Here is a 13929-nt window from a genome sequence, read left to right as displayed (position 1 = left end):
CCCCGGTTTCCCGGGGTTATCCCAAAGCCTAGGGCAGGTTGCTCACGTGTTACTCACCCGTTCGCCGCTCGAGTACCCCGAAGGGCCTTTCCGCTCGACTTGCATGTGTTAAGCACGCCGCCAGCGTTCGTCCTGAGCCAGGATCAAACTCTCCAACAAAAACTTGTTGAACAATCATCCTGACAACAAAAGTGTTGCCAAAGGAATCCCAACCAACAACCCCTCCGAAGAAAGGTCGCCAGTCCGGGGTATAAATCATAATTGGCACTGGCTTATCAAGCACCCTGTTGAGTTCTCAAAGAACAACCACACACCATCCAGCAGCCCCGCATCAGCAGGACCCCGTCCGGGGCATTTCGTCCGCGTCCCCGCCGCTCTCGCGCCGGGCACTTTTACTACGTTACCCGGTGGTTTCCGCCGTGTCAAACCGGTGTTTCGCGGTTTGTCATGCTTCCACCCGTATTCCGGGCACCACAATTTGACCGGCTAGCGCCGGGCGCTTCGTGGTTTTGGCAGGCCGGCCGCCCTGCGGTTTCCCGCGAGCTCGTCCGTTTCCCTGCCGGTCGACAACCTTACCCGGTCGACTCCGCCTCACCAAATCCGCCTCGCGGCGAATCCGGGGCATCGCCCGGTCCCTCTTCCCGCCGGAGTGAACCGTCGGACTTCGGGGGTTGTCTCGGCGCTCCGGCCTCCCAGGTCTTTCGCCTGTTTCGTCCGTTCCGCGCTGACAGAGAGAAAGTTACGCCCCCGGCGGATTGATCGTCAAATCCGCCGGGGGCGTCCCCCGTCACACCGTCGACGTCGGACTATCTGCCCAGCTCAACACCGGCGAACGAGCGCTTGCCACGACGCAGCACCAGGTACCGGCCGTGCAGCAGGTCCGCCGGGGAGACCGCCGCGTCCACCTCGGTCACCCGGACGTTGTTGACGTACGCGCCGCCCTCGGTGATCACCCGACGGGCCTCCTTCATGCTCGGCACCAGGCCCGACTCCTTGAGCAGGCCGGCGACGTCCGGCAACTCCGTCAGGTGCACCAGCCCGGCCTCGGTGAGCGCCGCGCGCAGGGTCTCCGGGGAGAGTTCCTCCAGCGACCCGCGACCGAAGAGCGCCTGGCTCGCGGCGACGGCCTGCACCATCTCCCGTTCGCCGTGCACCAGCGTGGTCAACTCCTCGGCCAGCGCCCGCTGGGCCAGCCGCGCCTGCGGTCGCTCCGCCGTCTCCTTCTCCAGCTCCTCCAGCTCCTCGCGGCTCCGGAAGCTGAAGTAGCGCAGGTAACGGGTCACGTCCCGGTCGTCGGCGTTGACCCAGAACTGGTAGAAGGCGTACGGGCTGGTCATCTCCGGATCGAGCCAGACCGCGCCCCCCTCGGTCTTGCCGAACTTCGTCCCGTCCGCCCGGGTGACCAGCGGGGTGGTGAACGCCTGCACCGGCCCGGCGCCGCGCCGACGGACGTAGTCGACGCCGGCGGTGATGTTGCCCCACTGGTCGGAGCCGCCGTACTGGAGCTGGCAGCCGTGCCGCCGGTGCAGCTCGAAGAAGTCGTTGGCCTGCAACAGCTGGTAGCTGAACTCGGTGAAGCTGATGCCGCTCTCCAGCCGGGCCTTGACCACCTCCCGGGCCAGCATCTTGTTGACCGGGAAGTGCTTGCCGACGTCGCGGAGGAACTCCACCACCGACATCTGGCCGGTCCAGTCCAGGTTGTTGACCAGCTGGGCGGCGTTCTCCCCGGTGTACGACACGAACGGGGCGAGCTGGTCACGGATCCGCTGCACCCAGCCGGCCACCACCTCCGGCGGGTTGAGCGTCCGCTCGGCGCTCTCCTTGGGGTCGCCGATCTGCCCGGTGGCCCCGCCGACCAGCAGCAGCGGCCGGTGCCCGGCGAGCTGGAGCCGGCGGGCCGTGGCGACCTGCATGAGGTGGCCGACGTGCAGGCTGGGCGCGGTCGGATCGAAGCCCACGTAGAAGGTGGCCGTCCCACCGTCGAGCAGCCCACGCAGCTCGTCGGGGCCGGTGGAGTCCTGGATCAGGCCCCGCCACCGCAGGTCTTCGGTCAGGGAGTCCCGCCCGTGCGGGCGCTTGCTGTCGGTCACGGTCACCGATTCTCCCCCATCACCGGGCCGGGGCCGTACCGGGTTTGCCGACGACCGTCGCCGCTAGGCTGTCGGCTCGCACACCAGCGAGGAGGAGCAGCCGTGGAGATGCCGGACCTGACCGGGGGCTTCGTCGCCCTGCTGGGGCTGAAGCTGGACGAGGTCAGCGGTGACCGGGTGGTCATCCGGTGGCAGGTCCGCCCCGAGCTGCACCAGCCGTTCGGCATCCAGCACGGCGGCGTGTACTGCTCGGTGGTGGAGACCGCCGCCAGCATCGGCGGCTCGCTCTGGCTGGGCGAGCGGGGCCGGGTGGTCGGGGTGTCCAACCAGACGGACTTCCTGCGCGCGGTGCGGGACGGGGAGCTGACCGCCGTCGGCACCCCGGTGCACCGGGGCCGCAGCCAGCAGCTCTGGCTGGTGGAGATCACCGACGCCGACGAGCGGCTGGTCGCCCGCGGCCAGGTACGCCTGCAGAACCTGACCCCCGCCTGACCGGCTGCCGGCCGGGGACCGGCCGGCGCGATGTTGCGCAATGCCGCAACCTGACCGGTTCGTACGGAATATCGTCACGGCGATGACACCCGACCGCCATGCGCCGTGAGGAGGCTGCTGGCCGCCACCCTCGGGATCCTCTCCGCGATCGGGGGCTTCGTCGACATCGGCGACCTGGTGGCCGCCAGCCAGGCCGGCGCCCGCTTCGGCATGGCGCACGCCTGGGTGCTCCTGGTCGGGGTGCTCGGCATCTGCGCGTACGCGGAGATGGCCGGCCGGATCGCGGCGGTGAGCGGCCGCGCGGTGTTCGACCTGGTCAGGGAGCGGCTGGGACCGCGGGTGGCGTTGCTGAACCTGGTGGCCTCCTGGCTGGTCACCGTGCTCACCCTCGCCGCGGAACTGGGCGGGGTGGCGCTGGCGTTGCAGCTCGCCTCCGGCATCCACTACCTGATCTGGGTGCCGGTGGCCGCCGTGGCGGTCTGGCTGGTGCTGTGGCGGATGCGCTTCGAGCTGATGGAGCGGGTCTTCGGGCTGGCCGGGCTGGCGCTGCTGGTCTTCGCCGTGGCGCTGTTCGCCCTGCCCACCGACTGGGGCCGGCTCGGCCAGCAGAGCCTGCACGTCAGCTCGGGCGGGGAGAGCTGGTCGGTGTACTGGTTCGTGGCGGTGGCGCTGTTCGCCTCCACGGTCAGCCCGTACGAGGTCTTCTTCTTCTCCTCCGGCGGGGTGGAGGAGAACTGGAGCGCCGCCGACCTCGCCGCGGCCCGCTCCAACGTGCTGATCGGCTTCCCGGTCGGTGGCTTCCTGGCGCTGTCGTTGATCGCCGTCGCCGCTGTCGCGTACCACCCGTCGGGGACGTCGGTGGACAGCCTCGACCAGGTGGCGCGGCCGGTGGTGACGGCCCTCGGCGGAGTGGGGCTGGCCGTCGCGGTGCTGGCGTTCTTCGCGGTCACCTTCGGCGCCGCGCTGGAGACCGGGCTGTCGGCCGCGTACGCCGCCGCGCAGTACTTCGGCTGGCAGTGGGGCAAGCGGGTCAGCCCCCGCAAGGCGGCCCGGTTCCACAGCGTGCTGCTGGTCAGCGTGCTGCTCGGGGTGCTGATGCTGATGACCGCCGTCGACCCGGTGCAGCTCACCGAGTACATGCTGGTACTCAGCGCGGTGGTGCTGCCGCTGACGTACCTGCCGATCCTGGTGGTGGCCAACGACCGCGGCTACCTGGGCGACCGGGTCAACGGGCGGTGGAACAACCTGCTCGGCGCGCTGTTCCTGCTGCTCATCGTCGCCGCCTCGGTGGCGGCGATCCCGTTGGCGATCATCACGAGGATGGGACAGTGAGACTCCAGCTCGCCAAGCAGCTGCTCGACCGGCAGATCGTCGACTCCGACGGCCGGCTGGTCGGCCGGGTCGACGACATCGCGTTCGCCGTCGACGAGGAGGGCTACCCGTACGTGGAGTTCCTGCTGACCGGGCAGGGCGCGCTCGGGCAGCGGATCGGCGGTCGGGTGGGCCGGCTGCTGGTGGCGGTCGCCGACCGTTTCGTCGACCGGCCGCCCGTGCCGCCGCTGCGGATACCGCTGGCCCAGATCGCCCGGGTGGACAGCGCGGTACGGCTGCGTTGCCCGGTGGCCGACCTGCCGCCCTCGCCGGTGGAGTCCTGGTTGCGCCGGCACCTCATCGACCGGATCCCGGGGGCCGACCGTGCGAGTGGGTGAACTGCTCGGCAGGCCGGCGTACGACCTGCACGGGCGACGGCTCGGGTGGGTGGTGGACGTGGTGGTCCGGGGCGGTTTCCCACCGGAGCGGCTGCGGGTGACCGACGTGATCGTCGCCGGGCACTGGTGGACCCGGGTCACCGACCGGCTGATCGGGCCGGAGCTGCACCCGTCCGGCCCGTGGCTGCTGCGGGTGGCCGCCCGGCTGCTCGGGCGCAGCACCCACCAGTTCCCCGCCGACCGGGTGCAGCTGCTGCCACCGGTGCCCGGCTTTCCGTTCGGCCGCCCGGCCCGGGACCGCTGAGGCTGCCCCGCCCGCCGAGGATCGCTGAGGCCGCGCCGCCCGGCCCGGGACGGCTGGGTCGCCGGCGCGGACCGGTCGGTCAGCTACGGGCCTCGTCCAGCTCCGGGGTCGCGTTCTGCTCCTGCTCCGGGGGGTCGGCGGGGGCCGGGCGCAACCGGACCCGGGTGATGGCCCGCTGGTCGATGTCGGCCACCTCCAGCTCCCAGCCGTCGACGATGACGCTCTCCCCCGCGACGGTCGGGATGTGGCCGAGGCAGGTGAGGACCAGCCCGGCGATGGTGGTGTAGTCGCCCTGCGGGCGGCCGGGCAGCTCGACCTTCAGGTCGGGCAGGTCGTGCACCGGGAAGGTGCCGGGCAGCAGCAGCGCGCCGTCGGCCTCGGTGCGGACCGAGGCGAGGTCCCGGTCGGTCTCGTCGTAGATCTCGCCGACGATCTCCTCCAGGATGTCCTCCAGGGTGACGATCCCGTCGACCGCGCCGCGCTCGTCCACCACCAGGGCGATGTGCTGCCGTTCGGTCTTGAACTGGCGCAGCGCGTTCACCACCGGCAACGAGTCGGGCAGCAGCATCGGCGGCCGCGCGATCTCATCGACCGGCCGGTCGTCGGGGACGCCGACGAGGTCCCGCAGGTGGATCACCCCGACGGCATCGTCGAGGCCGCCGTGGCGGACCACCGGCGCGCGGGAGTGGCCGGTGGCGGCGAGCACCAGCCGGGCCGCCTCCGCGGTGGTGCCGCTGTCCAGGGTGAAGACCTGGAGCCGGGGCACCAGGACCGCCTTGAGCTGCCGGTCGGTGATCTCCACCGCGCCGGCGATGATGGTCCGCTGCTCCTTGGTGAAGCCGTGGTTGCCGGCGACGATGTCGCGCAGCTCGTCCGGGCCGATCTCGTCGGGCTCGTGCTTGGGGTTCAGCCCGAACAGCCGGACGACCATGTCGCTGGTGGCGCCGAGCAGCCAGACGGCCGGTCGGGTGAGCGTGGACAGGATGTCCAGCGGTCGGGCCACCAGCAGCGCCCAGCGCTCGGCGGACTGCATGGCGATCCGCTTCGGGGCCAGCTCGCCGAAGACCAGGGTGACGAAGGTCAGCGCCAGGGTGACCAGCACGATGGCGACCGTCTCGGCGGCGGTGCCGGCGAAGCCGAAGAGCGGGATCAACGGCTTGGCCAGCGAGACCGCCGCGGCGGCGGAGGCCAGGAAGCCGGCCAGGGTGATGCCGATCTGGATGGTGGCCAGGAACCGGTTCGGGTCCTTGGCGAGGCGGGCCAGCGTACGCCCGGCGCGGCTGGTCCGCTCCAGCCGCTGGAGCTGGCTGTCCCGCAGCGAGACCAGCGCCATCTCGCTGCCCGCGAAGAGCGCGTTCACGATGACCAGGACTCCGACCAGGGCCAGTTGGCTCCAGTAGCTCTGCACGCCCGGCTCTCCCTCACGCTGTCACCGCCACGGACGGCGGCGCCGGCCGGAGGACCCGGCCAGCGTAGCCGTGCATGTGCCCCGCCGACGCCTCGGCGAATCCTCTCCACCCGGCCGGGTGGGCGGCGGGTCAGGCGGGCTGCGGCGCGGGCAGGTCGAGCACGTACGCGTCGCCCTCCGGCCGGAAACCGAGCCGGTGGTAGTACGGGGAGCGCATCCCGGGCGGGCTGACCACCCGGCGGAACCCCCGGTCGGTGAAGAGGCTGCTGCGCCGGAAGACGAACTCCCCCGGGGTGAAGTCCCGGAACCGGGGGGTGACGTAGTCCAGGTCGATCTGGGCCACGCCGTCCGCCTCGGCGTGCGAGAGCACCACCCCGACCACCTCGTCGGCGCTGACCACGAGGAACGCCGAGCGGGCGTCGCCGAGGGAGTCCCAGTCGAAGCCCGGGTTGAACCTGGCGATGTCGGCGGCGTGCACCCGCAGGGTGTGGGCGAGGAACTGGTCGCCGACGCCCACCTCGACCGCCTGGTAGGTCTGCTCGTCGTGCCGGGTGGCGAGCATCCTGCGCAGGTACCAGACGTTGATCACGGCGAGCACCACGTTGAGGCCGACCATCGGCCACACCTGCACGGCGGTGTTGTAGCCGATCAGGATCAGACAGCCGATCAGGTTCAGGGCGCGCAGCCGCAGGATGCGCGTCTGCAGCAGGGACCAGACCAGCAGCGCGGAGCCGGCCCAGCCGACGAGTTCCAGCCAGTTCACCCCGCGAGACTAGTGGTCGCGCTGGTCAGCCCCGTGGGCGGGCAGCTCCAGCACCCACTCCTGCACCTGCCGGCCGCGGCCGGCGGCGTACCCGGAGTCCTCGCCGACCACGACGAACCCGCACTTGCGCAGCACCGCGAGGGAGGCGCGGTTGTCCTTGGCGGCGCGGGCCCGCACCGGCCGCTGCGGCAGCTCGCGCAGCAGCGCGGCCAGCGCGGCGGTGGCGTGGCCGCGACCCCACCGGCGTGGGTCGATCCAGTAGCTGACCTCGGTCCGGTCGTCGACCGGGAAGGCCGCCACGTAGCCGACCACCTCGTCGCCGACCAGCACGGTGCGGTTGACGATCCGCGGGTCGGCGCGGATCCGCGCCCAGTGCGCGTCGAAGGCGGACCGGTCGGCGGGGTCGGCGGGGCCGAAGGCGGCCATCCAGTTCGCCTCCACGTCCTGCTGGTGGGCGAAGAAGGCGGGCAGGTCGTCGTCGCGTACCGGCCGCAGCCGCAGCTCACTGGTCACGGGCCGGAGGATACCCAGCCGCACCGACCCGGTCGGGACCTCCGGCCCGGTCGATGTCCCGTCCGGCCCTGCCGGGGCCGCCGCCGGCCCGGCTACCAAGAGAGGAGAGACGCAGCCGAGGAGGCCGGACCATGCAGAAGTACGTCTACGACTTCATCGAGGGTGACCGGAGCCGGGCGGACCTGCTCGGCGGCAAGGGGGCGAACCTGGCCGAGATGACCCGGCTCGGGTTGCCGGTGCCGCCGGGCTTCACCGTCAGCACCGACGCCTGCCGGGTCTACCTGGCCACCGGGGCACCGCCGGCCGGGCTCTTCGAGGAGGTGAAGGCCCACCTGCGGGAGGTCGAGGCGCGGCTGGGCCGGCGGCTCGGCGACCCGCACCGCCGGCACCCCGGCGGGCGGTGGAGGCGGCGCCGGAGCCGGCCGCCGCCGTACCCTCGGCGCGCCCGGTGGGTCCGGTGCTGGAGCTGCCCGGCACGCCGGCCGCGGCGCTGGTGCCGGTGACCCGCGACGGCCGGGCCGTGGGGGCGTTCGTGCTCACCGGCGGCCAGGTCCGCTACCGGTCGATCAACGACCCCGACCAGGTGCTCGCCGCGGCGGCCGGCGCGGCCGCCGTCGCGCTGCTCACCGCCGCGGTGGCGGTGCTGGGCCGCCGCCGGCCGCCGGCGATCGGCGCGGTCACCATGGGCCCCGGCGGCTGGGTGAGCCTGCGCGGGACCCGGGCGCCCGCGCTTCGGCCGGCCCGCCGCCGGCCCTGGTGGGCTCGCGTGCTGCGGGCCCGAAGGCTGGTGATCGAACGCTGACCCGGGTACGCGCCGCGCGCGGCGCCACCGACCGACCGTCCCGGCCGGGTGTGGTGGTCCTCCCACAACGGCCACGCCCGCCCGGGGCGGTCACCCGCGTCCCGAGACCCGGCCGGGGGTCTCTGGTCTCGACCCGACGCGGGGTTTCACCGGCGGGACGTGGTGGGACACCGTCGACGTCGCCGCCCGGTCAACCGGCCGAGGAGGTCGGGTAGCCGTACAGGTCGAGCAGCCGGACCCGGGAGGCCTGCAACCGGTCCACCACCACGGCCATGAACCGGCCGGTCAGGTCGCGGCCCAGGGTGTCGTCGCCGGCCATCAGCCGCCGTACGCCGGCCGCGCTGAACTCCACCGTCGTGGTGCGCCGCGCGGCCACCGCCCCGAACTGCCACCGGTACGGCGGGAAGAGCCACGACCAGCCGAGCACCCCGCCCGGGCCGACCGTCTCGATGCCGACGTCCCCGCGGCCGGGCACCGGGAAGTCCAGCGCCACCTCGCCGCCGCGGATCAGCCAGAACCGTTCGGCCGGTTGGCCGGCGCGGAACAGCCGGTGGCCGGGGTGCCACACCACCGGCCGGGCGTACGCGGTCAGCGGCGGCAGCCACCGCTCGGGCAGGTCGGCGAGGAAGGGGTGGTCGCGGAGCAGTTCCAGCGGGGTCATCGGCGGGCTCCTCGGGTGGCGGTCAGGGCCCGGCCGGCGGCCGGGCCCCTTCGGTCGGGTTCACCGGGGCGTGGCGGTTGGCCGGGGCCCCGGGTTCGGTTCACCGCTTCCCGGTGTGCTCCACGGTCACCGGGATCTCGCGCGGGGTCGGCTCGGGTTCGCCGACGGTGGCGCTGATCTCCAGGATGCCGTCGGCGTACCGGGCGGCGATGGTCTCCGGCTCGACGCCCGCGGGCAACGGGATCAGGCGGGAGAAGGAGCCGTAGTGGAACTCCGAGCGGACCTTGTCCGCGTGGCTCTCCCGCCGGACCACGTCCAGGCGCAGGTTCTCGCCGGTACGGGTGATCCGGACGTCCTTGCCCGGGTCGATCCCCGGCAGCTCGGCGCGCACCACGTACCGGTCCCCGTCGAGGTGGTCCTCGACCCGGATCGTCGGCGCCCGCAGCGGGAACCAGGAGAGGTTCGTCCAGTCGAACGGCGCGATCGTGCCGCCCCGGAACGTCGTGACGGTGGACATCGTCGACCTCCTTGTCGCTCGTCCTGGCTCCATCCCACTCCGGCCGGGCCCGGCCGGTCAGGGCCGTTGGTCCCGGCCCGGCAAGGCGCTACGCCCCTGCCCGCGGGGGTCGCCGGCGGGCAGGCTGGAGGTGGACGAAGGAGGTCGTGATGACCAGCAGGACGGGTGCGCCCGTGGTGGTGGGCGTGGACGGTTCCGGCTCGGCACTGGAGGCGGTGCGGGTGGCCGCCCGGGAGGCGGCGGACCGGCACCGGCCGCTGCGGGTGGTGCACGCCTTCGGGTGGCCGCTGCTCGGCACGCCGCTCGGCCCGGTGCCGGTGGTGTGCAGCGACGACGCTGTCCGCGCGGCGGCGCAGCGTACGGTCGACGAGGCGGTGGAGGAGGCGACCAAGGTCGCCCCGGAGGTGCCGGTCACCGGTCGGCTCTGCGACGGCGGCCCGACGGCGGTGCTGGTGCGTGAGTCGCGGGACGCGGCGCTGCTGGTGCTCGGCCACCGTGGCCTTGGCGGCTTCGCGGAGCTGCTGATCGGTTCGGTGACCGTGCACGTCACCGCGCACGCCGACTGCCCGGTGCTGGTGGTCCGCGGCGAGGCCCGCGCCGACGGCCCGGTGGTGGTCGGGGTGGACGGCTCGGCGCTCTCCACCGAGGCGTTGGGCTTCGCGTTCGCCGAGGCCGCGCAGCGCGACACCCGGCTGGTCGCGGTGCACGCGTGGCTCTACCCGACGGCGGTCGGCCCGGGCGACATCGTGCCGATGGTGTACGACCCGCAGGAGCTGCGCGCCGAGGAGGAGCGGGTGCTCGCCGAGTCGCTGGCCGGCTTCGCCGAGCGCTACCCGCAGGTGCCGGTGCGGACGAAACTGGTGGCCGCCCCGGCGGCCCGGGCGCTGGTCGAGGAGTCCACCGACGCGCAGCTGACCGTGCTCGGCGCGCACGGCCGCGGTGGCCTGGCCGGCACCCTGCTCGGCTCGGTCAGCCACGCCCTGCTGCACCACGCCCGCAGCCCGCTGGCGATCGTCCGGCACCGCCGGGACCTCGGTCGCCGCTGAGTTCGATCGACCGCGCCGCGCCGGCCGCTCCCCCGGCCGGCGCGGCGTCGCGTCCGCGGTCGCCGCGTCCGGCCGGAGCTGGGGTACGGCCGGACCGGGGTGCGCGGCGGCGCGTCGTGCCCCGATCTGCCCGACCCGGCGGGCGAGCCGGTCGACAATGGCCGCAACCGAGCGAGAGGGAGCCGCATGGAACGTCCTGTCGTGGTGGGGGTCGACGGATCACCGTCCAGCCTGGTCGCCGCCGAGCACGCGGCGCGGGCCGCCACCCTGCGCGGCCGGCCGTTGGAGCTGGTGCACGGCTATCTGCACCCGCTCGGTTACGGCGTGCCGCTCAACCCGTACGACCTGGGGGTGCCGGAGCCGACGGACGAGGCGCAGCGGATGGTGCAGCGCACGGCGGACGACCTGGCCGGGCGGTGGCGGGGGCTGCGGGTGTCGGCGCGGCAGGTGGCCGGTGGGCCGGGCGCGACGCTGGTCGAGGAGTCCCGCCGGGCCGAGCTGGTGGTGGTGGGCAGCCGGGGGTTGGGTGGCTTCGCCGGGCTGCTGCTCGGTTCGGTCAGTGGCCAGGTGGCCGCGCACGCGCACTGCCCGGTGCTGGTGGTCCGCCCCGACGAGCAGCCGATCCCGGTGGACGGGCCGGTGGTGGTGGGGGTGGACGGTTCGCCGGCCGCGGCGCTGGCCGCCCGGTACGCCGCCGACGAGGCGGCCCGGCGCGGCAACGCGCTGGTGCTGGTGCACGTGGGACCGCCGGACGGGGACCGTCCGGTGCCGGAGGAGGTCGAGGAGGAGCAGGCCGCGTACCACGCCCGGGCGGTGCGGCTGCTCGCCGAGGCGTCCGCCGCCGCCCGCGAGGGCCACCCGGAGCTGTCGGTGCGGGAGCACCCGGTCCGGGCGGGCACCCCGGCGCAGGGCCTGGTGACCGCGAGCGGGGAGGCGTCGGTGCTGGTGGTGGGCACCCGGGGTCGGGGCGGGTTCGCCGGGATGCTGCTCGGCTCGGTCAGCCAGACGGTGCTCCAGCACGCGCACTGCCCGGTGCTGGTCGCCCATCCGTACCCGGACTGACCGGTCAGTCGTCGCGGCGGCCGAGCAGCTGGGCGAAGTCGGTGGTGAGCGCGAACGGGTCGGCCGGTCCGGTGGCCGGCGGGCGCCGGTCGACCTGGTCGGCCAGTTCCGCGCCGGCGCGCAGCACCCGGCCGCGCAGCGCGCCGTCGGGGCCGCCGCCGGACCAGTCCTCACCGGCGGCGAAGACGGCGGTGGGGACCACCACCGCCCGCAGGTAGGCGAACATCGGCCGGACGGCGTGCTCCAGGGCCAGCGAGTGCCGGGCGGTGCCGCCGGTGGCGCCGATCAGCACCGGCTTGTCCACCAGCGCCCTGTCGTCCAGCACGTCGAAGAAGGACTTGTAGAGCCCGTTGTAGGAGGCGTTGAAGATCGGAGTGACGGCGACGACGCCGTCGGCAGCGGCCACCGCGTCGAGGGCCTCGCGCAGCGGCGCCGGCGGGAACCCGGTGAGCAGGTGGTTGACCACGTCGTGGGCGTGGTCGCGCAGCTCGATCACCCGCAGCTCCACCTGGGCGCCGCGCCGGACCAGCTCGTCGCGGGCGGCCGCGGCGAGCTGGTCGGCGAGCAGTCGGGTCGAGGAGGGCTGGGAGAGGCCGGCGGAGACCACGGCCAGCGTGCGCGTACTCATCGGACGGCGTCCATGGCGGCGGCGTCGCGGGCGGCCAGCAGGGAGGCGTGGGTGGGCGCCTCGGGCACGTGCGCGGGACGCAGCGCGTCGAACTCCTTGCGCAGCACCGGGACGACCTCCTCGCCGAGCAGGTCGAGCTGCTCCAGGACGGTCTTCAGCGGCAGGCCGGCGTGGTCGACGAGGAACAGCTGGCGCTGGTAGTCGCCGACGTACTCGCGGAAGCCCAGCGTCCGGTCGATGACCTGTTGCGGGCTGCCCACGGTCAGCGGGGTCTCCCGGGTGAACTCCTCCAGCGACGGCCCGTGCCCGTAGACCGGGGCGTTGTCGAAGTACGGCCGGAACTCGCGGACCGCGTCCTGGGAGTTGCGCCGCAGGAAGACCTGGCCGCCGAGGCCGACGATGGCCTGCTCGGGCGTGCCGTGGCCGTAGTGGGCGAAGCGCTGCCGGTAGAGCCCGACCATCCGCTGGGTGTGCTCGGCGGGCCAGAAGATGTGGTTGGCGAAGAAGCCGTCACCGTAGTACGCGGCCTGCTCGGCGATCTCGGGGCTGCGGATCGAGCCGTGCCAGACGAACGGCGGTACGCCGTCGAGCGGGCGCGGGGTGGAGGTGAACGACTGCAACGGGGTGCGGAACCGCCCCTTCCAGTCGACCACGTCCTCGCGCCACAACCGGTGCAGCAGGTCGTAGTTCTCGATGGCGAGGGGGATGCCGTTGCGGATGTCCTGCCCGAACCAGGGGTAGACCGGGCCGGTGTTGCCGCGGCCCATCATCAGGTCGACCCGGCCGTCGGCCAGGTGTTGCAGCATGGCGTAGTCCTCGGCGATCTTCACCGGGTCGTTGGTGGTGATCAGCGTGGTCGAGGTGGAGAGCAGCAGCCGCTCGGTGCGGGCGGCAATGTGGCCGAGCAGGGTGGTCGGCGAGGACGGGACGAAGGGCGGGTTGTGGTGCTCGCCGGTGGCGAAGACGTCGAGACCGACCTCCTCGGCCTTGACCGCGATGGCCACCATCGCCTTGATCCGCTCGTGCTCGGTCGGCTCCCGGCCGGTGGTCGGGTCGACGGTGACGTCGCCGACGGTGAAGATCCCGAACTGCATGACCTGCTCCTCGTCTCCGACCGGGTCGGTCTGACCTGTACCCCGCGGACAACATATTTGACGAGTCAACTATTCCGTCGGGCGGGGCGGCGGAGGGTGGCCCTTGCGACCCGGCCCGACGGTCTAGCGGCGGGCGCGCGGGACGTGCCGGCGGTAGGCGCTCACCGTCGGGTCGCCGGTGAGCCAGAACCGCCACGGCACGTCGTGCGCGCCGGTCACCCCGACCCGGGGGCCGGCGGAGATCGCCGCCTCGGGCACCGGGGCCGGTGCCGGGCGCAGCCGCACCGGGCCGTCGGCGAGCAGGTCGAGGCCGTACGCGGAGCGGTCGATGCCGAGGGCGGCGCAGAGCCGGGCGGGGCCGCGCGCCAGGTCCACCTCCCGGCGTACGGCGGGACGGCGGAGCCGGGCCACGTCGAGGCCGTCGACCACCTCGCCGGCGCGCAGCAGCACCGCGGACGCCTCGCCGTCCGGGCCGGTCACCACGTTCATGCACCAGTGCATGCCGTAGGTGAAGTAGACGTAGGCGTGCCCGGCGGGACCGAACATCACCGCGTTGCGGGGGGTGCGTCCCCGGTGGGCGTGCGAGGCCGGGTCGCCGGCCGTGCCCGCGTACGCCTCCACCTCGGTGATCCGGACGGTGACGTCACCGGCGTGCAGCAGGCAGCCGAGCAGGCCGCGGGCGGCCGGCACCACCGGCCCGGCGAGCAGCTGGGCCAGCGGGGCGAGGTCGGTCCCGGTCACGCGGTTCGGCTCCGGAGGGCGGGGCTGGGCATCCACCGACGATATCCGCCGGGCGCGGCGAAGTGTCGGCCAGCCGACGCAACCGCACCCGGGGGCAAG

16 protein-coding genes, 1 rRNA gene and 1 pseudogene are annotated in these 13929 nt (G+C 73.5%); 8 read left to right on the top strand and 10 right to left on the bottom strand.

Features of this window, described 5'->3' with window-relative positions:
- Both GA0070564_RS19715 and tyrS read right to left on the bottom strand, forming a co-directional pair.
- Positions 1 to 159: ribosomal RNA gene (locus GA0070564_RS19715) — 16S ribosomal RNA — on the bottom strand; the annotation flags it as partial.
- Positions 160 to 806: 647 nt separating this feature from the next.
- Positions 807 to 2090, bottom strand: a complete 1284-nt coding sequence (gene tyrS / locus GA0070564_RS19710) for a tyrosine--tRNA ligase (protein WP_091610405.1) — start codon at positions 2088 to 2090, stop codon at positions 807 to 809.
- A gap of 108 nt (positions 2091 to 2198) precedes the next feature.
- On the opposite strand from tyrS, the gene GA0070564_RS19705 reads away from it, so the two are divergent.
- The 4 genes from GA0070564_RS19705 to GA0070564_RS19690 all read left to right on the top strand — a co-directional run bounded on the left by GA0070564_RS19705 (position 2199) and on the right by GA0070564_RS19690 (position 4595).
- On the top strand, positions 2199 to 2582 hold the full coding sequence (locus tag GA0070564_RS19705) for a PaaI family thioesterase (protein ID WP_176730750.1): 384 nt from the start codon (positions 2199 to 2201) through the stop codon (positions 2580 to 2582).
- Between the two features lie 105 nt (positions 2583 to 2687).
- Positions 2688 to 3914 (top strand): NRAMP family divalent metal transporter, encoded by a 1227-nt coding sequence (locus GA0070564_RS19700; protein ID WP_091610267.1) that lies wholly within the window; start codon positions 2688 to 2690, stop codon positions 3912 to 3914.
- The gene (locus GA0070564_RS19695) at positions 3911 to 4291 is read left to right on the top strand and encodes a hypothetical protein (protein ID WP_091610263.1); all 381 of its coding nucleotides are present in this window, start codon (positions 3911 to 3913) and stop codon (positions 4289 to 4291) included. The genes GA0070564_RS19700 and GA0070564_RS19695 overlap by 4 nt, the downstream gene beginning before the upstream one ends.
- Complete coding sequence (locus GA0070564_RS19690) at positions 4278 to 4595, top strand: PRC-barrel domain-containing protein (protein WP_091610261.1); 318 nt, start codon at positions 4278 to 4280, stop codon at positions 4593 to 4595. The genes GA0070564_RS19695 and GA0070564_RS19690 overlap by 14 nt, the downstream gene beginning before the upstream one ends.
- A gap of 79 nt (positions 4596 to 4674) precedes the next feature.
- Here GA0070564_RS19690 and GA0070564_RS19685 read toward each other — a convergent pair whose 3' ends face one another.
- From GA0070564_RS19685 to GA0070564_RS19675, 3 genes are all read right to left on the bottom strand, one after another.
- A complete protein-coding gene (locus tag GA0070564_RS19685) occupies positions 4675 to 6003 on the bottom strand; it encodes a hemolysin family protein (RefSeq protein WP_091610260.1) in 1329 nt (442 codons plus the stop codon).
- Between the two features lie 130 nt (positions 6004 to 6133).
- The gene (locus GA0070564_RS19680) at positions 6134 to 6766 is read right to left on the bottom strand and encodes a hypothetical protein (RefSeq protein WP_091610258.1); all 633 of its coding nucleotides are present in this window, start codon (positions 6764 to 6766) and stop codon (positions 6134 to 6136) included.
- Positions 6767 to 6775: 9 nt separating this feature from the next.
- Positions 6776 to 7279: a GNAT family N-acetyltransferase gene (locus GA0070564_RS19675; protein WP_091610403.1), complete on the bottom strand. Its 504-nt coding sequence runs from the start codon at positions 7277 to 7279 to the stop codon at positions 6776 to 6778.
- 131 nt (positions 7280 to 7410) lie between these two features.
- Between GA0070564_RS19675 and GA0070564_RS19670 the strand changes: the two are divergent.
- Positions 7411 to 7656 (top strand): annotated as a pseudogene (locus GA0070564_RS19670) (PEP/pyruvate-binding domain-containing protein); the annotation flags it as partial.
- Positions 7657 to 7736: 80 nt separating this feature from the next.
- Positions 7737 to 8081, top strand: coding sequence for a hypothetical protein (locus GA0070564_RS19665; RefSeq protein WP_245670107.1), 345 nt, complete (start codon positions 7737 to 7739; stop codon positions 8079 to 8081).
- Positions 8082 to 8271: 190 nt separating this feature from the next.
- Here the strand turns inward: GA0070564_RS19665 and GA0070564_RS19660 are convergent, their stop codons facing one another.
- Both GA0070564_RS19660 and GA0070564_RS19655 read right to left on the bottom strand, forming a co-directional pair.
- Positions 8272 to 8742 (bottom strand): cyclic nucleotide-binding domain-containing protein, encoded by a 471-nt coding sequence (locus GA0070564_RS19660; protein WP_091610255.1) that lies wholly within the window; start codon positions 8740 to 8742, stop codon positions 8272 to 8274.
- A 100-nt stretch (positions 8743 to 8842) separates the two neighbouring features.
- On the bottom strand, positions 8843 to 9259 hold the full coding sequence (locus GA0070564_RS19655; RefSeq protein ID WP_091610253.1) for an Hsp20/alpha crystallin family protein: 417 nt from the start codon (positions 9257 to 9259) through the stop codon (positions 8843 to 8845).
- A gap of 149 nt (positions 9260 to 9408) precedes the next feature.
- Between GA0070564_RS19655 and GA0070564_RS19650 the strand changes: the two genes are divergently transcribed.
- Positions 9409 to 10305: a universal stress protein gene (locus GA0070564_RS19650; RefSeq protein ID WP_091610250.1), complete on the top strand. Its 897-nt coding sequence runs from the start codon at positions 9409 to 9411 to the stop codon at positions 10303 to 10305.
- A gap of 186 nt (positions 10306 to 10491) precedes the next feature.
- The gene (locus GA0070564_RS19645; RefSeq protein WP_091610247.1) at positions 10492 to 11367 is read left to right on the top strand and encodes a universal stress protein; all 876 of its coding nucleotides are present in this window, start codon (positions 10492 to 10494) and stop codon (positions 11365 to 11367) included.
- Between the two features lie 4 nt (positions 11368 to 11371).
- On the opposite strand, the gene GA0070564_RS19640 is transcribed toward GA0070564_RS19645, so the two are convergent.
- The 3 genes from GA0070564_RS19640 to GA0070564_RS19630 form a co-directional block, all read right to left on the bottom strand.
- Entirely contained in the window at positions 11372 to 11995 is a 624-nt protein-coding gene (locus GA0070564_RS19640) for a CE1759 family FMN reductase (RefSeq protein ID WP_091610244.1), read from the bottom strand.
- Positions 11992 to 13089, bottom strand: a complete 1098-nt coding sequence (locus tag GA0070564_RS19635) for an LLM class flavin-dependent oxidoreductase (RefSeq protein WP_091610242.1) — start codon at positions 13087 to 13089, stop codon at positions 11992 to 11994. The genes GA0070564_RS19640 and GA0070564_RS19635 overlap by 4 nt, the downstream gene beginning before the upstream one ends.
- A 123-nt stretch (positions 13090 to 13212) precedes the next feature.
- Positions 13213 to 13830, bottom strand: coding sequence for a DNA-3-methyladenine glycosylase (locus tag GA0070564_RS19630; protein ID WP_091610239.1), 618 nt, complete (start codon positions 13828 to 13830; stop codon positions 13213 to 13215).
- Positions 13831 to 13929 lie beyond the last annotated feature (99 nt).

This window comes from Micromonospora mirobrigensis, from assembly GCF_900091555.1.
Taxonomy (GTDB): domain Bacteria; phylum Actinomycetota; class Actinomycetes; order Mycobacteriales; family Micromonosporaceae; genus Micromonospora; species Micromonospora mirobrigensis.
Note: the sequence above shows the minus strand (reverse complement) of the source record. Positions and strands in the feature narration are given on the sequence as shown.